Here is a 19,398-nt window from a genome sequence, read left to right on the forward strand (position 1 = left end):
ATTCTATGAAATAACCCACATAAAAAAAGCAGCGATTGGAGCAATACTTAAATTGTCGTTTAACCAATTACCTAAACCTTCCATAACAGTCGCAGCTATCGCACCAACTATTAAAGCCAAATAAGTAATTGGTATCCCAATTAAGTTCATATAGACTGCACCTGATGCTAAACAAATCATAAAACAAGCAATACTTCCCTCAATTGATTTTCCTTTTATCCATTGATGCTTTCCCCACTTTTTACCCACTAAAACAGCCCATGAGTCCCCCAAAGCTAACATTACAATAGAAATCAAGGAATAAGGAACAGGGAAAAGACCGGCTATAGCACAACCCATAAGAAAATAACTCGTCCCAGAAACATTGCTAGCTTCTTCACTTTTACTAACTGACTTAAAAATCTTTTTTAATATTCTATTAAGACTTTTTGAATATCTTCTAATTAATTCAAGAATAAGAGCTATTAAACCTGCTATCAAAACTATATATCTAAAAACTACTGGTCCCCAAAGTGGGTAAGCTAATGCAGGAAACAACAGTCCCATATATCTCCACAATTTTCTTCTAACAAAGTTATCCTTGAGCGGACCTTTTATATCTTCGAAAGATAATTTCAAATTTTTCCAACCTTTAACGAACAACCAAGCAACCATAACGAGAGCAAAAATTGTACCCAATAAATTAATTGTTCCTCTTAAAAAACCAATCAAAATGACAAAAGGCCATAAAATTGATAGAACAAACATTATCCCTTTACCGAAAGTAAGCCACAGCGTTCCAGCAAATATTCCAAAAGCAGCAGATTCTAACGGGAACAATAAAACAAAAGATCCGACAGCCGCAGCAACACCTACGCCTCCCTTACCTCTCAGCCAAATTGAGTTAGAATGACCAATTATCGCAACTAATGCTAATAAAGGCCACCAACTTTTTTCTAAGCTTAGTAGCATTCCAAATAAAATAGCTAAAATACCTTTAGTCGCATCTCCAGAAAAAGATAAAATACCTGCTATTGGTCCAGCTTCTTTCCAAGCATTTGTAGCACCTACGTTTTTTGTACCTACCTTTCTTAAATCTTTGCCAGAAAATACCTTTGCAAAGATATAACTCCATGGGACAGAACCTATAAAATAGCTAACTATTAAAGAAATCATTAATTTCATATTTATCACCTCTCAATTAAATTATACTTCCTTTAGAAAAATTTATAAAAAGTAAGAAAAATCAAGATAATCAAAAATATTTCAACTTAACGGGATGTCATTAACTCTAATTAGGTAAAATAAAAGTTGACTTTTTATTTATATTAATTTAAAATAGTTATAAATATATTCGATTTTAGAATGAATTAATTTAAAAGGAGATAAACATGCCCATAAAAATATCTTTTATAGGAGCAGGTAGTGTAAGATACACAGTTAAATTAGTAGGAGATTTAGTTAAAACAAAAGAATTGAACGGAAGCTTAGTTTCTTTCATGGATATAGATGAGGAAAGATTAAATGCTGTAGAAAATTTAACCAAAAGATATACTCAAGAAATAGGTGGGGATTTAAAATTCGAAAAAACAATTAATAGAGAAGAATCACTTAAAGATGCAGATTTTGTAATAAACACAGCCTTATATAGAGCACCTGGTCATGAAGATGGGTATGTAAGTTATGAAATAATGAGAGATGTTGCAGATAGGTATGGATATTACAGGGGGATAGATAGTCAAGAATTCAATATGGTTTCTGATTATTACACGTTTACTAATTATAACCATTTAAAAATGTCACTCGATATAGCAAAATCCGTTGAAAAACTATGTCCCAACGCATGGCTTATTCAAACAGCTAACCCAGTTTTTGAAATTACTCAGCTAATAAAAAGACTAACAAACGTTAAAGTTGTAGGATTTTGTCACGGAGTGGGAGGAGTTCATGAGGTTTTTAAAGCATTAGGGTTAGATGAGAAAGAAATAGATTGGCAAGTAGCTGGAGTAAACCATGGAATTTGGTTGAATAGATTTTTATACAAAGGTGAAGACGGTTATACTATATTAGACAAATGGATAGAAGAAGAATCAAAAAATTGGGAACCTAAGGATCCATGGGATACTCACTTAGCCCCTGCTGTTATAGACATGTACAAATTTTATGGATTATTACCCATAGGAGATACAACAAGAAACTGCAATTGGAAACATCACAATAGTTTAGAAGCAAAAAAGAAATGGTATGGAAAATTCGGGGCTATAGATAACGAAGTAGAAAGGCCAAAATTCTATGAGGAATTAAGACAAATTAAAAGACAAATTATACAAGTTTCAAAAGATCCAAAAATAAAAATAACAGAAAATTGGCCAGAGGAATTTCCAAAAGAGAAATTAAGTGGAGAACAACAAATATCTTTTATAAACGCATTAACAAACGATGTAGAAGCAAGACTATTTTTAAATGTATTGAACAACGGAACAATCAAGTCTATACCAGATGATGTAGTTGTAGAAGTCCCGGTAACGGTAAATAAAAACGGAATAATTCCCGAAAAAATAGAACCTGATTTACCAGAAAAAATAAAGAAATATTATTTAATTCCAAGAATAACAAGAATGGAAATGGCTATAGAAGCATTCACAACAGGGGATAGAAAAATTCTTGAAGAAGTCTTAGTTAGAGATCCTAGGACAAAAGATTATAACGCTATTCCTAAATTATGGGATGAAATATTCAATTTGCCTTTTAATAAAGAAATGAAGGAACATTATAAAAGCTATAATCAATAAAAGTTTTTTTAAAATTAAATGTCAGAAAATTCTCATGTAAGGAGGTGAAGGAAGGGAAGTAATATGAATAGAGGATAAAGCTTGATGTTTTAAGTTAAAGATTTATTTCTTATTAAGAAAATTTCAACTCTATTATTAGGAGGTGTTCATGGTGAAAAAGTTTTTAATTGTTACTTTGCTAGCATTAACAGTATTTTCTGTAAGTCTTTTCCCAATGCAGAAACAAGGAGATAAAATCATTTTGAGAGCTTCTGATGATCACGTTTGGGAGTATCCAACAGTTCAAGGTTTAGACATTATGGCCAGATTAGTTAATATGTGGACAGATGGAAGAATAGAGATAAAGATCTATCCTAGCGCAGTCTTAGGGTCTGAAAAGGAAACTATTGAACAAACCCAAATGGGGATAATAGACATAAACAGGACATCTATATCTCCTTTAACTTCTTTGTATGATAAACTAAACGTTATAGCCCTTCCTTACCTTTACAGAGATAGGGAGCATATGTGGAAAGTATTAAATGGTGAGATTGGACAAGGTATACTTGAGGAATTAGAACAGGTTGGTTTAGTGGGACTAGCATACATGGATTCGGGAGCAAGAAGTTTTTACGCAAAAAAGCCTATTTATTCTCCTGAAGATATGAATGGTATGGTTGTTAGAGTTCAGAAGAGTGAATTAATGATGGACGTTGTAACTGCTTTGGGAGCCAAACCAACTCCCATGGCTTTTGAAGAAGTGTATACAGCCTTGCAAACTGGAGTAATAGATGCCGCTGAAAACAATCCCCCAAGTTATCTTGAAACTTCTCATTATGAAGTAGCTCCATATTTTTCACTAGATGAACATTCTATGGTTCCTGAAATGATATATATGAGTAAGGTTACGTGGGATAAATTATCAGAAGAAGACAGAAAAATTATAAAAATGGCAGCTCAAGCAGCCCAAGAGGCTCAAATTAAATTGTGGATTGAACAGGAAAAGTTAGCTTTAGAAAAGGTCGAGGAATCAGGAGTTACAATTATTCATCCCGATAAACAACCATTTGTAGATGCGATGGAAAAGGTGTATCAAAAATATGGATCAGATTATGCAGAACTAATCGAACAAATTCAATCAATGAAATAAAAAATTTATCTTTGAGAATGGGGGAATCCCCATTCTCTTTTGAACCTTGAATTTTCTCATTTGGAGGAGGAATTCTGAATGAATAAAATTTTTGAAACAGTGGATAAGATTTTTTTTGCAATTTTAGGTGGGGGGTTACTGTTTAATGTGGCCATAACATTTTCGCAAGTTGTTGCAAGGTATCTTTTTAACTCACCTTTGGTATGGCAAGAAGAATTATCAGGTGTTACTATGATGTATCTAGTAGTGATTGGAACAACGTGGGGGATTAGGAAATCTATTCATATATCAGTTTCTGTTGTTTCGAATATTTTATTTAAAAAAGTTCCGATTGTTCCAGATATATTAGAAATTTTAAGTTATATATTTTATTCAATTTTGGCTATTTTTCAAGGATTTCAATTAGCTCATTTAACAAGATTTCAAAAATTACCAACATTAGGAGTAAAGCAAAGTTATATCTATGGAATAATTCCTGTTAGTGGAATCATTATGCTTTATTTTGTTTTTGAAAAAATCTATGAGTTATGGAAAATTAAGAGGGGGGATAAAGTATGAATGCTTCGATTATACTTATAGTAAGTTTTTTAGTAATGATTTTTCTTAGGATTCCTATATCTTTCTCTTTGCTATTTTCCTCTTTTATTGCAGTATTTTACTTGGGTTTACCTCCAATGATAGTTTTGCAAAGAATGGCTGATCCCCTAGATAATATTTCTTTAATGGCTATTCCTTTTTTTATATTAGCAGGGAAGATAATGGCGGAATCAGGTATATCAAAAAGATTAGTTGATTTTGCAAATCTTTTAGTTGGACGAGTAAGGGGAGGGTTAGCATTTGCTAACATAGTTGCTTCGATGCTGTTTGGAGGAATGTCAGGATCTTCTGTAGCTGATACCGCCTCAATTGGTTCTATACTTATTCCAGAAATGGAAAAAAATGGTTATGATAAAGATTACTCTATAGCTGTTACTGTTACTTCTTCAACCGAAGGCTTAGTTATTCCACCAAGTCACAATGCTATTATATATGCTCAAGCTGCTGGAGGGGTATCAATTGCTAGTTTGTTTCTAGCAGGGGCGATTCCTGGAATTATGATAGGTTTGGGCTTGATGATTCCCGCCTTCATAATTGCTGTAAGGAAAAAATATCCTGCGGGGAATAGATTAAGTGGAAAAGAAGCATGGAAAGTGGCTTTAGATTCTATATGGGGATTGATGACAATAGTAATAATTATTGGAGGTGTGTTAAGCGGAATATTTACTGCCACAGAATCTGCAGTCGTTGCAGTAGTATATGCTTTATTAATTGCTATATTCGTTTATCGAGAATTGAATATAACAAAATTTCTTAAGATAATTAGAGAAACTTTAGAAACTACTATAGCTGTTCTTTTTCTTATAGGTGCTGCATCAGCATTTGGATGGTTATTAGCTTATCTAAATATTCCAGAATTAGTTGCTAGCGGTATTTTAAGTATTTCATCTAATAAGTATGTAATCTTGTTAATAATAAACGCAGTATTACTGTTATTAGGTATGATAATGGATATGGCTCCTTTGATTGTTATAACTACGCCTATTTTTTTACCTTTGGTAATGGATTTGGGGATAAGTCCTATTCATTTTGGAATAATTTTGATGATAAATTTAGGCATAGGGCTTTGTACACCGCCCGTTGGAAACACTTTGTTTGTAGGAGCCGTTGTTGGGAAATCGACTATTGAAAATGTTTTTAAAGCTATGTGGCCTTTTTATCTAGCGATGATAGGTATTTTACTTTTAGTCACTTATGTTCCTTTTTTTGCTGAATGGTTGCCCTCCTTGTTGGCGTAAAAAATAAGTAATTAAAGAGGGGAATATATATGAATAAAGTTAGATTTGGCTTGATAGGAGCAGGTAATGTAGGGAAAGTCCATGCTAAAGCTTTAGAAAGTATAAAAGAAGCAGAACTAGTAACTATATATAGTAGAAATAAAAAGAAGAGTGAAAAACTTGCGAGTGAGTTTAATTGCGAATATTCTGCTGATATAAAAGAAATATTAGAAAGGAACGATATTGAAGCTGTAATTATAGCTCTTCCAAGCGCATTACATGCAGATGTTGGAATAGCAGCAGCAAAAAATGGCAAACATGTTGTAGTTGAAAAGCCTGTAGATGTTTCGTTAAAAAAAACCGACAACTTAATTAACGAATGTAAAAAGCGAAATGTTTTGCTTAGTGTTATTTTTCAAAGAAGGTTTTCAGACTCCTCTTTCAGACTAAAAAAAGCAGTGAAAAAAGGATATTTTGGAAAAATAAATTTTGGAGCTGCGCATACAAAATGGTACAGAGATCAAAGTTATTATGAAAATAGCAGTTGGCGTGGAACTTGGAAATTGGATGGGGGAGGAGCATTAATAAATCAGTCTATTCATTATGTAGATCTATTAAGATATATCGTTGGTGAAATTGAAGAAGTTTTTGCTTATTCAGCTACAAGAATGCACGATATAGAGGTCGAAGATATTTTAACAGGAACTATAAAATATAAAAATGGGGCTCTTGGTTTTATTGAAGCTAATACGGCTGCTTATCCGGGATTATATTCTCGAATTGATGTATATGGAGAAAAAGGTATAGCTGTAATACAAGACGAAGAAATAAAAACTTGGAAAACGGTATCTGAATCATATGAATTTAAAGAGGAAAAGAAAAAATCAAGTTATAATTCTCCTGATATTGATTATTTTTTGCATCAGAAGCAATTAATAAACATTGTTGAAAGTATACAAAAAGATGAAGAACCAGCAGTAACAGGTATAGATGGAAGGAATACTCTTGCTGTAGTTTTAGCATTATATGAATCATCAAGAAAAAATCTACCACAAAAAGTAGAAATTATATGAATACATGTAAAATTTCTAGTTAGAAGGAGGAATAAAATTGGGATTTTTAGATGAAAATTATTTATTACAAAACAAAACTTCAAAATTATTGTATGAATCAGTGAAAGATTTACCAATTTTGGATGCACACAATCACGGAGATGTTAAAGAAATTGTAGAAAATGAAGGGTGGCAAGATATTTGGCAAGTAGAGGGAGCTACCGACCATTATGTTTGGGAATTAATGAGAAAAGGAGGAGTTTCTGAAGATAAAATAACTGGAGAAGCTTCCAATAGGGAGAAATGGAATGCTTTGGCAACTGTTTTCCCTAAATTTGTTGGGAACCCTACTTACGAATGGATACATCTTGATTTAAAAAGAATGTTTAAAATTGAAGATAATATTTCAAAATATACCTCAGAAAAAATATGGGAAGAAACCACTTTATTGTTAAAAAATGAAAGCATGAAACCTCAATATTTATTAAAAAAAATGAATGTAGAGATAATGTGCACAACGAATAATCCTACTGAGGATCTTTCTTATCATCGTAAAGCAAAAGAAATAGAAGGGATCAAAATTCTTCCAACCTGGCGTCCAGATAAGGCTATGAATATTGATAAAGAAGAATGGCAAGAGTTTATAGAAAAGTTAGGAGAGGTAACAAAAGAAGATGTTAATACATTTGAAGGTTTTTTAAAAGCGTTGTACAAAAGTCGCGAAAGTTTCGAGAATCTTGGTTGTGTTGCGAGTGATCATGGAATATTTCAGCCTGTTTCATATCCAGTAGAAAAAACAAAAGTAGAAGAAGTTTATCAAAAAGCTCTTTCAAGCAAAGAGTTAACTGATCAAGAAGTTTCAGATTTCAAATCTTTTATTTTTCATGAATTTGGAAAAATGAATGCTGAAAGTAATTGGGTGATGCAGCTACATATTGGAGCTGTAAGAGATTATAGGGATAAATTGTATATGAATTTGGGGCTTGATGCTGGTGGAGATATTTCAACAAGTCAAGTAGATTTGGCAAATGGATTAAGATATTTTCTAAATCAATATGATGAAAAACTGAAAGTCGTACTATATTTTTTGGATCCTTCTTTATTTTTAACTGTATCTAGCATAGCAAGAGCTTTTCCAAATGTGAGTTTGGGTGCGCCGTGGTGGTTTAATGACAGCCCATTTGGAATGGAAATGTATCTGAAATATATAGCTACAGTTGATTTATTAAGCGATTTAGCAGGTTGGGTAACAGATTCTAGGAAACTTATATCTTATGGTTCGAGAACTGAAATGTTTAGAAGGGAGTTATCTAACGTAGTTGGAGAAATGGTTGAAAAAGGTCAAATACCAATTCGAGAGGCGTTTGATTTGGTAAGAGAAATTTGTTACGAAAGGCCAAAGAAATTATTTTTTGAAAATATTTAAAATTTTCTGATAAAATACCTAATAACCGTCAATGAATTTGGAGGAAAGAAAAGATGAAAAAAGCGTCCTTGTCTTCTTTGAAAGTAAATAATGCCTTATTGATTTTTGAATCATTAAGAAATAACGGACCCATGAGCCGAGCGAATATTGCTAGAGAAACTCATCTTATGCCTTCAACTGTGAGTTATATAACTAGCTTACTTTTAGAAAAAAGGGTTTTAAAAGAAAAGGGAAGTGAAGAAGTATCCAGAGTCGGTAAAAAAGGAGTTTTGCTAGATATTAACTACGAAGATTTTTTATTTCTTGGCTATGATGTAGGCTCTGCCTACTCTAGGGTAATTGTTTCAAATGGGAAAGGAGATATACAGTATTCTAAAAGGTTTGAATCGAAGAAGAATGATTCATTATTGAAGCAAATTTATGAAAATATTCAAACCGTTAATAAAAAATTTAATATAAAAGGTATAGGTATGGCTTTCCCTGGCTATGTGAATCCAGAAAAAGGGATGGTTGTTAGAGCCCATAATTTAGATATTTCAAACTTTGATGTAAAAAAAGTAATGAAAAAAGAATTTAATCTTCCTGCCTATGTTGATCATAATACTATAATGATGGCAAGAAATTTAATTTCTAATAATTCTCACAAAGAAAAAGATTTTTGTATTATTAATATTGGTCCTGGAATTGGTGTAGGTATAGTTAATGATGGGAAAATATTGAGAGGTTATAGTAATGCGGCTGGAGAGTTGGGACATATAACTATTAACTCCGATGGAAGGAAATGTAATTGTGGGAAAAAAGGTTGTTTAGAAACAGAAAGCTCAAGTAAAGCTATAGTGAAAACTTATGAAGAGTTATCTGGAGAAAATTTAAATTGTGAAGGAAATTGTGATTCAAGTATTGTGTATAAACTAGCAGAAGACGGCAATAAAAAAGCTATAAAAGCTTTTGAAAGAGCAGGGTACTATTTGGGGATAGGAATTGCTTCGTTAGTAAATATTTTAAATCCAGAAAAAGTTTATATTGCCGGGGGAGTATCTTATGGTTGGAAATACTTAAAAAGTTCTGTTGAAAAGAGTTATAAAGAAAATATATTTTATGCGAACAAGGATGTAAAATTAGAACTACCATCCATCGGTGAATATATAACGGCTTTAGGAGCTTCAACCTTTGCTTTTGAAAAATATATAAAAGAAGAGTTAATTTCGAGAAAGTTGTGAGTGAGGAGGCTAATAGAAATGTTTACTAAATTACCAAAAAAATGTGTTTCTCTAGGATTAGGTGACAGAATAGGTTTGGCAACTGGTGGCCATGGAAAAGTCGCTAAGAAGTATGATTTCTTTCCAGTTTTTGCCCAACAAAGTATAAGAGAGTTAAATTTTACAGGAAGAACTTTCCCTGATGTAAGAAAAGATGTCTTAAATGCTCTTGTTGATATAAACTACGTTGGAAATAGTGGATTTGATGGTGATCATTTAAAAAGCGACAAAGAGATTCAATATGCCTTAGATTCTGGGATAACTATGTTAACTCTGGATTGTTCAGAATATATGAATAGAGAGTCTTCTCTAAAAGAACGAATATTAGACTTGTTTTACAACAAGTCATTTTTTGTTGATGATATGCCTGTTGAATTTTACAATAAAGAAGAGATAGAAAAGATTGTTTCCACTTACTCTGGAGTAATAGAAAGGGCCATAAGTGTTTGGAATGATTTCTCCAAAGTTAATAAAAAAGAGGTTTCTTTTGAGATTTCTATTGATGAAACCGATATTCCCTCTGATGAGAAAACACATTTTCTAATTTCCAAATGTTTGTATGATGAGGGAATTACGATAGATACCCTAGCTCCTAGATTTCCAGGAGAGTTTCAAAAAGGAATAGATTATATAGGAGATGTTGAAGTATTCAAAAAATCTTTGAAAAGACATTATAAAATTGCTAAGTATTTCGGTTATAGGCTTTCAGTACATTCTGGTAGTGACAAGTTTTCTATTTATCCATATATAGGAGAAATCACTCAAGGGAACTATCATCTAAAAACATCGGGAACAAGTTATCTTGAAGCGGTTAAACTCGTAGCTGAAAAAGATCAAGAATTTTTTAAAAAGATTTGGAAAACTTGTCTTGAAAAAAGAGAAGAAATGGATAGATATTATCATCTCTCTTGTGATCCTTTGTCAGTACCAACAGATTTAAAACCGAGTGAATATTTAAATAACCCTAATGCTAGGCAAACCCTACATGTTTCTTATATGTTTGTGTTGAATCCTGAATACGATTTTAGAAATAAATTCTACGAAATCTTGACTAATTATCAATCTGAGTATCAGGAACATGTATCAAATCACATTGAAAAACATGTTAAAGAGTTGAAAATCGAAAAAAACAAGGAATAATCTATATAAGCGTCTCAGGAATTTCCCTAAAAGGTTCAACTATTATAGTTTCATAGTTTTTATAAAGCCACATTCCTGGTTTAGCCCCTTTAGGTTTCCAGACGTTTTTTCTTTTTGTGTAATCAACTGCGACGTTAGAAGACATTTTTGCTTTAGAGAAAGTTGCAGCTAACTTTGCTGCATACTCTATAACATCTTGCGGGATTTCTTTACCTGCACTTTTTACAATCGTATGAGAACCAGGAATATTATGGGTATGTAGCCAAATATCTTCTTGGGCTGCAATTTTTGTTATTTCATCATTTTGTTTGTTATTTTTTCCTACTAATATATCAAAACCTTGATAATTATATTTTCTATAAGTTGATTTTTCTTTTCTTTCTCTTTTATTCTTTTTGTTTTCACTAATTAGCCCTATTTCTTTCATTTCTTCTTTTATTTCTAATAAAGTTGGGATATCTTCAGAAGAAGATATAGTTTCTAATAATTGATTAAAGTAATCTAATTCTTTTAAAATAATTTTTATTCTTTTTTTTGCAAATTCAACCTTTTTCTTTATTCTTTTTATTTTTTTGTAGTATCTTTCTAAATTTTGTGTTGGAGAAATTAAAGGATCAATTTCGATAGTAACCTTTTTACCTGTATTCCAGTCTGTTACTTCAAAATAGCTTTCCCCTTTTTTTATTTGGTATAAGTAAGTTTGAAGAAGTTCCCCTTTTTTTTCTAATTCTTCTAAATGTTTTTCTTCATTTAAATCTTTTGTAATGTTTTCTTTGGTTTTTTCTAATCTTTCAATTTCGTTTCTTACCCTTTTTTCTAAATCTTTTTTTATTTCCAACAGCCGTGATTGGTTAGATTTTTCTTCAAAAACTTTCAATAAAGCCTCAGAAGGTTTTAGTTTTTTGTATTCAAAATTATTTGGCGTTATTGCAGAAACATCATATTCATTTCCCTCTTTGAAATAAAATAAATAAGGAGAATTAAGATCTTTTATAACATTATAAGTTCCTATCTCTTTAAAAAACTCTCTAGATTGTTTAGAAAAACCCATTAGATTATTAAACTCGATGTTTTCAATATTATCTTTTAAAATATTTATTTTTGAATCATCAAAGTATGGGATATATTTTGCTCCTGGAAGTATAGGTCTAAATTCATCGTGGATACTTCTTAAAGCTTCTTCTATTTTTCCTTCTTCGTTAACTAAGATTAAGTTAGAATTTCTACCCATAAGTTCAAAATAAAGTTTATATTCCTTTGTTTGAGAATGTTCTTGATCATAACTAGCAATTTGAAAATATCCAAGTCTGTCTAACCCTAATTGCTGAACGTCAGCAACCCTACCGTTACGCACCTTTTTTCTCAAAAATTGAGCGAAATTGTTAGGTTGAATAGGTATATCAGGTTTGTTTGAAAGTAAAATTACATAAGAAGGATTTTGAATAGAAAATAATACAAAGCACTTAGAAAATTGAAATAAAATTTGGTATTTAACTGGTTGATAAATATTTTTTATTCTGTCTCCTGATATGGTTTCTTTAATTTCTCTAATAACTTTATACAATGTTAGACCATCAAAGGGCATTCATTTCACCTCATGATTAATTTTTATTTTTGTGTCAAAAAACAAAAGAGGCATTTTTAAATAGCCTCTTTTGCTCATAATAAATCTATAATAAAAATTAATTTATGAACCAGAACTTTGCTTCCCCTTATCCATGAATCCAATTATAAGGGAAATAACACCAACAATTAAATCAATCCACGCATGCCACATGGGCATAGAAGCAACACTAAATCCAGCTATAGCCATAATTAAAAGGTAAATTCCAACAACTATTAACCATGGTTTGGTCATAATATCCCCTCCTTTTTGCTAATAAGGAACTAAATTTTCGCCAACGTCATCCGATAATAAGGTGAAAGACTCTTAAAACTCAATTGTTGAATAATTTTGTCAGAATTACTTTAATAATATGATAAAAGATAAACATTGCTTTTATGATAACATTAGAATAATATTATGTTAAACAGCTATTGGAAGTATGGAGATAATAATATTTTAATTTTGTGATATAATTTGAAAAGTTATCTAAATATTAGCTATTTAATTAAGATAAGGAACATATTTAGGAGGATGAATTTTGAGTAGCAAATCAAGATTAGGATCGTTTTTATTTTTATTGGTTTTGTTTTTATTGCCAGTTTATTTTTTCGCTTCCAAAAGTATTTTAATTTTGAACTCATATAATCCGGGATTTTCATGGTCAGATAGTGAATTAGAAGGATTGAAAACAGTATTAGATAATGTGGAAGATTTAGAGTTTTATGTAGAATACATGGATACAAAAAGATTTGGTGATGAAGAAAGTTTGATATTTTTTAGGGAATATCTAGAAAAGAAATTTGTGGGTTTTAATTTTGATATTATATTGACTCTTGATAATAACGCATTTGATTTTGTTTTGGATAATTATGAAGCTCTTTTTAAACCTACTCCTATAATTTATGGGGGTATAAATTATTACCAAGACTATGATTTAGATCATTTGAATTTTGCTAGCGGTGTTGTAGAAAAACATGATATTTATGAAACTTTAGAATTAGCTTTAAAATTGCAACCAAGTACTGAAAATATTTACATTGTAGTTGATAATAACACAAAAACCGGCATGCTTTTCAAAAATGAATTACACAATGAAATAATACCCAATTATCCTAATATCAATTTCATTTTTTTGACTGAATCTTTAGAACAAATAAAAGAAAACCTATTGAATCCGTTAGATAATTCTCTGGTTTTACTTTTATCTTATAGCAGAGATGAACATGGAAATTTTTATGATTATAATGAAATTGGAGAGTACATGAACCAATTTAAAAATATACCTATTTATACAACAGCCAGTGTTTATATGAATTATGATGTTTTGGGTGGCAAAATTACAAGTGCCTTTGATCAAGGTAAAATAATGGGAGAAATAGCTCTGAAAGTCTTACAAGGTAATGATATCTCAGGTTTACCAAGGGTATATTTTCCTAAAAACGAATATGTTTTTAACTTCTTAGAACTAGAAAGATTGGGAATTACAGCTCATCAACTCCCTCCAGATTCAATAATATTAAATCAACCGCTTTCTTTCCATGAAAGAAATCCAATAATTTTCTGGATAATGATAATACTTACCCCAACTTTTATAGGTTTCTTTTATCTTATAACAGAAGACAACAGAAAATTAAAAGTCATAATAGAAGATTTAAATAAAACAAAAGAAGAATTACAAAGTTTTAATGAAGAAATCGAAGCTTCTAATGAGCAACTGGTTTCATATAATGAAGAGCTTGTAGCTCAAAATGAGGAAATTGAAAATAATTACAAAGAAATCGAAAAAATGAACAATAAAATAAGAAATCTTGTTAGTATTCTTTCTGAGTTGGGTAAAAGCAATGAAAAAATCGATGATTTCTTTCAAAAATTTTTAGAAACTATGATATTAGAAATTCCAGAGTCGGATTATGGTAGTGTTTCAATTATAGAAAAAGAGGAATGGAGGTTTTTAACAGCTGTAGGTCATGATATAAATGGTTTAAAATCTCTTTCATTAAAAAAGGATTATGTATTTTTTTCTGAAGAGGTAACGGTTGTTGATAATATAATTTCTGAAAATTCAAAAAGGTGGCCTGAGAGTGTAGGTATTATGATAAATAAGTATGCTAAACCAACAAAATCAACTATGTTGAAAGCTATAAAAATAGATGACGATATATATTTGAATATTTCCTTAGATATACGTAAAGGAAATAGTGAGAAATTTTCTCAACAATCGTTTAAATTTTTTGATTCACTATTAAATTTAGCAAAGTTATTTTTGGTCAATAAGTTAAGAACAACCGAAATACAAAATGCCTATAACTCTTTTGCTAGCAAATTATCTATGTTAGCTGAATCACACGATGAGGATAGTAAGATGCATATTTACCGAGTAAGTGATTTATCAGCATTTTTTGCTGAAAAGTTACAATTAGGCAAAGAAGTAATAGAAAAAATTAGATCTTTTTCCCCTCTTCATGATGTGGGTAAACTTTTTATTTCACCTTTAATCCTTAATAAAAAAGATGAATTAAATGCAGAAGAATGGGAAGAAGTAAGGCATCATCCTTTGTTGGCAGATAATTTGCTAGAAGGAAAATATTTTGAAACAGCCAGAAAAATTGCCATATACCACCATGAAAGATTTGATGGAAGCGGGTATCCATTTGGGTTAAGAAATGGATTTATACCTATAGAAGCTCAAATAGTTGGAATTGTTGATGTATATGATGCATTGAGATCTAAGAGAAGTTATAAAGAACCTTACACACATAGACAAGCAGTAGAAATTATATTAAATGGAGATAACAGAACAAAACCTGAACATTTCAATCCAAAATTGTTAGAGATAATTAAAATGTATGATAAAGAGATGGAAGAGTTATATAAGAAATATGAAGGGTAGTGAAAAAGGTATATTTATTGGGAGGTAAAGTGGTGGAAAATTCCAATATTATTGAGAAAGATGTGCAAAGAAAAATATTACATTTTCAAAAAGCAGAAATAACTGAATACCGAATATACGAAAGATTATCAAAATCCGTGAAAGACCCAAATAATAAAAAGGTTCTTCAAAGTATTGCTGATGAAGAACTTAAACACTATAACTTCTGGAAAAGTTATACAAAAAAAGAATTGAAGCCAAATCTTTGGAGAGTTTTATTTTATTTTATTATATCAAAAATATTAGGATTAACTTTTGGATTAAAATTGTTAGAAAATGGTGAAGAGCAAGCCCAGGATGCATATGAAGATATCTCAAAAATCATACCTGAGGTTAAAAAAATTGAAAAAGAAGAGGGTAAACACGAAAAAGAACTTTTAGAAATGATAGAAGAAGAAAGATTGAATTATGTTGGATCCATAGTTTTAGGTTTAAACGACGCATTAGTAGAATTAACAGGAGCTTTAGCTGGTTTAACGTTTGCTCTGCAAAATGGTGTATTAATAGCTACTTCTGGCTTAATAACTGGAATTGCAGCTTCGTTGTCTATGGGGGCATCTGAATATTTGTCAAAAAGGGCAGAAAATGATGATAGGGCTTTAAAATCTGCTATTTATACAGGAATAACATATTTAATTACAGTGGCATTGTTAATTTTGCCATATTTATTGATGCCCACATTTTATTTTCTTAGTTTAATTATAACTTTAATAATAGCTGTTATAATAATATTAGTTTTTAATTTCTATATTTCTGTTGCCAAAGATCTAAATTTCAAAAGTAGGTTCTTTGAGATGGCAGGAATCAGTTTGGGTGTTGCGGGTTTAACTTTTTTTATTGGATTTTTAGTTAGAATAACCCTAGGCGTGTCGATATAATATAGCAAAAGGGGGAATTTAATTTGAAAAAGATAAGTACAAAGATTATTTTGTCTTCTACTATATTAATAGTTGTAGTAGTTGGGATCATTAGCTTTGTTTCAATTCTTAGATCGACAAATCTCCTTGAAACTTATGCACTTAGTGGAGTTGATAGCTTATCTGAAAGTATTGCATCTGATTTAAATTCACAAATCAGGATTATTGAGGTTGTTGTGGATAATTTAAGTGAATCAGCTTTCTTTGGTTTCGATCCTTTTTTAGCAAGTTTTTCAAACAAAGAAGTTGTTAAATTTATGGATAAAGTTAAAGAAGTACCTAAGAAATTTTCAGAAAAAGTTGAAGGTAGTTTGGCTTCTTTTATCGTTTTTAATCCTGATATGTTGCGTACCAAAGAATTATTTTCTTTATATTATATTGAAAATGAAGATAAAAATATAGAAAATGAATATTTAAAATATGATGAATCTTTTAATTCTGAAAATGAAAAATATCAATGGTTTTTTAAAGCAAGAGATAAAGCAGAAGGGATTTGGACAGATATATATTATGATGAGTATTTACAATCAGATGTTATAACTTATTCAACTCCATATTTTGATCCAAAAGATGGTACTTTTGTTGGTGTTGTTGGTATGATATTCCCATTACAATATTTTTCGTCTCTTCTTCAAAAAGATTTAGGTTATAATAATTCCTATTTATTTTTAACGAATGATAATTTTGATGTAATTACTCATCCTTTTTATAATCCTAAAAAAAACATATCTGAAGAATTATCTAATCACTTAGAAACAATAAAATCTGATTCAATTGGGAACTTTGAAAGTTTTGATGATGGACAAAAAACACTTGTAAGTTATTCAAATTTAGAAAATGGTTGGATAGTTTATTTAAGCTTGAATGAAGAAGAGATTTATAAAGAAATAAATGATTTAACTTTTGTGATTGTTTTACTGACCATAATAGGAATAATTATAGCAATAATAGTTGCTTATTTTGTAGGAAAAGGAATATCAAAACCTATAAAAAATTTCTCTGATGTTCTTTTAAAATTTGGTCAAGGTGATCTTGATGTTGAATTTGAAACCAAATCCAAAGACGAAATAGGGGAAATGGCTAAATCTTTTGACAAAATGAAAGATAATTTAAAAGAAATTATTCTAGCTATTAAAAGTGCTTCAAATGAAGTTGAAATGTCTTCTAAAGAATTAAAAAAAGACTCACAAGAGTTTAATAATATTGCTCAAGAAAGTTTAATTAAAGCTGAAAATATAGAAGTAGTTTCCGAAGATAGTGCTTCATCAGTTGAAGAAATCACTTCAGGAATTGAAGAAATTGCATCATCAGCTCAAAGTTTATCTAATGCTGCTCAAGAATTATCTAATTTAGCGCAAACAACCCAAAATCAGGCAAATAAAGGAATGAGCAGTATAAACAATATTGTAACTAAAATAGAAAAAGGTGTTCGTCAGTCAGAAGAAACAAAAGAAAATGTATCTAATCTTCTTGAAAAGGCTGAGAATATTGAAAGTATTATCGAAACAATAAATTCTATTACTGAACAAACTAATTTATTGGCTTTAAATGCTGCTATCGAAGCAGCAAGAGCGGGAGAAGCTGGAAGAGGATTTGCTGTAGTGGCTGATGAAATAAGAAAATTAGCGGAGGAAAGTGCTAAAGCCACCGGTGAAATTGCAAATATATTAGATGATTTAAAAGACAGTACAAAAAATGTAAATGACTCTACTAATATGACAGTAAATACAATTTCCGAAATAAATTCAGAGGCTAATAATATTCAAGAACAGTTTAGAAACATTTTAAATCAAATAAATAATATGATTTCCGAAGTTGAAAACGTAACTGCTAGTTCAGAAGAACAAGGTGCAAGTACCCAAGAAATGAGTTCTTCAATGGAAAGAATAGCTAGGACCGTTAACGAAACAAGCGATAGAATAAAGGAGATTAAATCACTAATTCAAAATCAATCGGCTAAAACAAATTCTCTTAATGAAAAAGCCTTCGAATTAGAAAAGATTTCCAAAAATTTAAATTTAGAAATTTCAAAGTTTAAATCTGGAGGTTTGTAAAAGGAGGAATAGAAAGAATAAGAAAAATTCTAATTATAAATATTTTACTAATTTTCATTTTTTCTTTAGTTTATGGTGGAACTACTTTAAGGGTAAATGGTTTTTTAAACTTATACAATAATGTATATCAAACTGTTCCTTTCTATCGTTTTGTCAATTCAACAGAAGGAATAGGTTTGGATTATATAAAAGAATTACTATTGACCGATAAATATGTTCCAGAAGAAAAAGCAGAAGATTTTTTAAATTCTACTATAGTATTTTATTCTGAAAAAAACTATGATGTAAAAGAGTTATTTAATCCAAATTATTTCCTTCTTTTGTACGATTTGGTTATCAATTCAGAATCAATAGCTATATACTCTACAGAAAAAGAGCTTTTTGAAGATTTTTTTATAGGATTTTTCGGTGCTAAAAAGGTTAATGACAATCTTTTTGTAATGGATGAAAAGAACTTTTATGTCCTAATGGAGCAAAATGGAATTTTTTTAAATATGGAACCTATTTCCAATAATGTTAAAAATGATTATATTGTTTCTGGTTCCATTGATAACATTTTAAAGAATAACGATAGTTGGGAATTTTATATTGATGTAGAATCAAGAACAATTAATGCTAAATTTGTGTCTAAAGAATATAGAAGCTCAAAGAATCAATTTGGCTTAACCTCTTTAGAAAATAAAAAATTATTTGGAGAAGTTTTAGTCTTTGAAAGTGTAAACAGGAATGATTTTAAAAATTTTTACACAAAGTTTTTTACCCCTCTTGATGAAGAAAGTGAAAAATCTATAGATTTTTTGAAAGAAATAATAAAAGAAGATGAATTTATTGTTGTTAGCTCTCAAAGTATAAATGAAAATGAATTAGTTTTGTTTGTTGAAAGTACATTGGATTCTGTGAAATTGAAGAAATATGCTGAAGAAAGAAGAATGGAAGAAGGTAAAATAGGAACATATAATTACTATTTATGGTCTAAAGGTTCATACCCGAAAGAAATATATTTGTATTTTCAAAATGACGAATTAATTTTTTCAAATATTACTCCTGATAGAATGGGAATTTATTTGTCTGAAATGCCAAGATTCAAAAACACAAAGTATTTTGATCAGATTAAAAATAATCACCAATTTCATAATATTACTATAATAGATCTTTCTAACTACATTTCAAAGAACTATTATGGTTCAGTTGATAGTTGGATTGTAAAAAGTGAGTATCTGGAAGATGATAATTATACTTTAAAAATAAATATGAGATAAATGAATCGATAAATTTTTTGGAATAAAGAAAGGAGTGTTTGT

At 30.1% G+C, this 19,398-nt stretch carries 15 protein-coding genes; 12 read left to right on the plus strand and 3 right to left on the minus strand.

The window, feature by feature from the left end:
* Positions 1-3: 3 nt before the first annotated feature.
* Positions 4-1,164 (minus strand): glycerol-3-phosphate acyltransferase, encoded by a 1,161-nt coding sequence (locus tag PW5551_RS04650; protein WP_113074631.1) that lies wholly within the window; start codon positions 1,162-1,164, stop codon positions 4-6.
* A gap of 206 nt (positions 1,165-1,370) precedes the next feature.
* Here PW5551_RS04650 and aglA point away from each other — a divergent pair, with 206 nt between their 5' ends.
* The 8 genes from aglA to PW5551_RS04690 all read left to right on the plus strand — a co-directional run bounded on the left by aglA (position 1,371) and on the right by PW5551_RS04690 (position 10,591).
* Positions 1,371-2,771: an alpha-glucosidase AglA gene (gene aglA / locus PW5551_RS04655; RefSeq protein ID WP_113074632.1), complete on the plus strand. Its 1,401-nt coding sequence runs from the start codon at positions 1,371-1,373 to the stop codon at positions 2,769-2,771.
* Between the two features lie 148 nt (positions 2,772-2,919).
* Positions 2,920-3,900, plus strand: coding sequence for a TRAP transporter substrate-binding protein (locus PW5551_RS04660; RefSeq protein ID WP_370445910.1), 981 nt, complete (start codon positions 2,920-2,922; stop codon positions 3,898-3,900).
* A gap of 78 nt (positions 3,901-3,978) precedes the next feature.
* Positions 3,979-4,458: a TRAP transporter small permease gene (locus PW5551_RS04665; protein ID WP_113074634.1), complete on the plus strand. Its 480-nt coding sequence runs from the start codon at positions 3,979-3,981 to the stop codon at positions 4,456-4,458.
* On the plus strand, positions 4,455-5,735 hold the full coding sequence (locus PW5551_RS04670; protein ID WP_113074635.1) for a TRAP transporter large permease: 1,281 nt from the start codon (positions 4,455-4,457) through the stop codon (positions 5,733-5,735). Before PW5551_RS04665 ends, PW5551_RS04670 begins: the two co-directional genes overlap by 4 nt.
* A 29-nt stretch (positions 5,736-5,764) precedes the next feature.
* Positions 5,765-6,787 carry a Gfo/Idh/MocA family protein gene (locus PW5551_RS04675; RefSeq protein WP_113074636.1) on the plus strand — a complete coding sequence of 341 codons (1,023 nt, stop codon included), beginning with the start codon at positions 5,765-5,767 and terminating at the stop codon, positions 6,785-6,787.
* A gap of 37 nt (positions 6,788-6,824) precedes the next feature.
* A complete protein-coding gene (gene uxaC / locus PW5551_RS04680; protein WP_113074637.1) occupies positions 6,825-8,192 on the plus strand; it encodes a glucuronate isomerase in 1,368 nt (455 codons plus the stop codon).
* Between the two features lie 53 nt (positions 8,193-8,245).
* A complete protein-coding gene (locus tag PW5551_RS04685) occupies positions 8,246-9,412 on the plus strand; it encodes an ROK family protein (protein WP_113074638.1) in 1,167 nt (388 codons plus the stop codon).
* 18 nt (positions 9,413-9,430) lie between these two features.
* Complete coding sequence (locus PW5551_RS04690; RefSeq protein ID WP_113074639.1) at positions 9,431-10,591, plus strand: tagaturonate epimerase family protein; 1,161 nt, start codon at positions 9,431-9,433, stop codon at positions 10,589-10,591.
* A gap of 1 nt (position 10,592) precedes the next feature.
* Here the strand turns inward: PW5551_RS04690 and PW5551_RS04695 are convergent, their stop codons facing one another.
* Together PW5551_RS04695 and PW5551_RS10170 are read right to left on the minus strand one after the other, a co-directional pair.
* Positions 10,593-12,176, minus strand: coding sequence for an NFACT family protein (locus PW5551_RS04695; protein WP_113074640.1), 1,584 nt, complete (start codon positions 12,174-12,176; stop codon positions 10,593-10,595).
* A 102-nt stretch (positions 12,177-12,278) separates the two neighbouring features.
* Positions 12,279-12,449, minus strand: a complete 171-nt coding sequence (locus PW5551_RS10170) for a hypothetical protein (protein WP_158526138.1) — start codon at positions 12,447-12,449, stop codon at positions 12,279-12,281.
* A 286-nt stretch (positions 12,450-12,735) separates the two neighbouring features.
* On the opposite strand from PW5551_RS10170, the gene PW5551_RS04700 reads away from it, so the two are divergent.
* The 4 genes from PW5551_RS04700 (at position 12,736) to PW5551_RS04715 (ending at position 19,356) form a co-directional block, all read left to right on the plus strand.
* The gene (locus PW5551_RS04700; RefSeq protein WP_113074641.1) at positions 12,736-15,087 is read left to right on the plus strand and encodes an HD domain-containing phosphohydrolase; all 2,352 of its coding nucleotides are present in this window, start codon (positions 12,736-12,738) and stop codon (positions 15,085-15,087) included.
* A gap of 32 nt (positions 15,088-15,119) precedes the next feature.
* Positions 15,120-16,004 carry a VIT1/CCC1 transporter family protein gene (locus PW5551_RS04705; protein WP_199562201.1) on the plus strand — a complete coding sequence of 295 codons (885 nt, stop codon included), beginning with the start codon at positions 15,120-15,122 and terminating at the stop codon, positions 16,002-16,004.
* Positions 16,005-16,027: 23 nt separating this feature from the next.
* Complete coding sequence (locus PW5551_RS04710) at positions 16,028-18,097, plus strand: methyl-accepting chemotaxis protein (RefSeq protein WP_113074642.1); 2,070 nt, start codon at positions 16,028-16,030, stop codon at positions 18,095-18,097.
* Between the two features lie 176 nt (positions 18,098-18,273).
* The gene (locus PW5551_RS04715) at positions 18,274-19,356 is read left to right on the plus strand and encodes a hypothetical protein (protein ID WP_113074643.1); all 1,083 of its coding nucleotides are present in this window, start codon (positions 18,274-18,276) and stop codon (positions 19,354-19,356) included.
* Positions 19,357-19,398 lie beyond the last annotated feature (42 nt).

It is taken from the genome of Petrotoga sp. 9PW.55.5.1, from assembly GCF_003265365.1.
Taxonomy (GTDB): domain Bacteria; phylum Thermotogota; class Thermotogae; order Petrotogales; family Petrotogaceae; genus Petrotoga.

Excerpts from the sequence above, each read along its gene's own strand:
- PW5551_RS04675 (WP_113074636.1), top strand. The coding sequence starts at position 5,765 with ATGAATAAAGTTAGATTTGGCTTGATAGGAGCAGGTAATGTAGGGAAA.
- PW5551_RS04665 (WP_113074634.1), top strand. The coding sequence starts at position 3,979 with ATGAATAAAATTTTTGAAACAGTGGATAAGATTTTTTTTGCAATTTTA.
- PW5551_RS04650 (WP_113074631.1), bottom strand. The coding sequence starts at position 1,164 with ATGAAATTAATGATTTCTTTAATAGTTAGCTATTTTATAGGTTCTGTC.
- PW5551_RS04685 (WP_113074638.1), top strand. The coding sequence starts at position 8,246 with ATGAAAAAAGCGTCCTTGTCTTCTTTGAAAGTAAATAATGCCTTATTG.
- PW5551_RS04660 (WP_370445910.1), top strand. The coding sequence starts at position 2,920 with ATGGTGAAAAAGTTTTTAATTGTTACTTTGCTAGCATTAACAGTATTT.
- PW5551_RS10170 (WP_158526138.1), bottom strand. The coding sequence starts at position 12,449 with ATGACCAAACCATGGTTAATAGTTGTTGGAATTTACCTTTTAATTATG.
- aglA (WP_113074632.1), top strand. The coding sequence starts at position 1,371 with ATGCCCATAAAAATATCTTTTATAGGAGCAGGTAGTGTAAGATACACA.
- PW5551_RS04695 (WP_113074640.1), bottom strand. The coding sequence starts at position 12,176 with ATGCCCTTTGATGGTCTAACATTGTATAAAGTTATTAGAGAAATTAAA.
- PW5551_RS04690 (WP_113074639.1), top strand. The coding sequence starts at position 9,431 with ATGTTTACTAAATTACCAAAAAAATGTGTTTCTCTAGGATTAGGTGAC.
- PW5551_RS04670 (WP_113074635.1), top strand. The coding sequence starts at position 4,455 with ATGAATGCTTCGATTATACTTATAGTAAGTTTTTTAGTAATGATTTTT.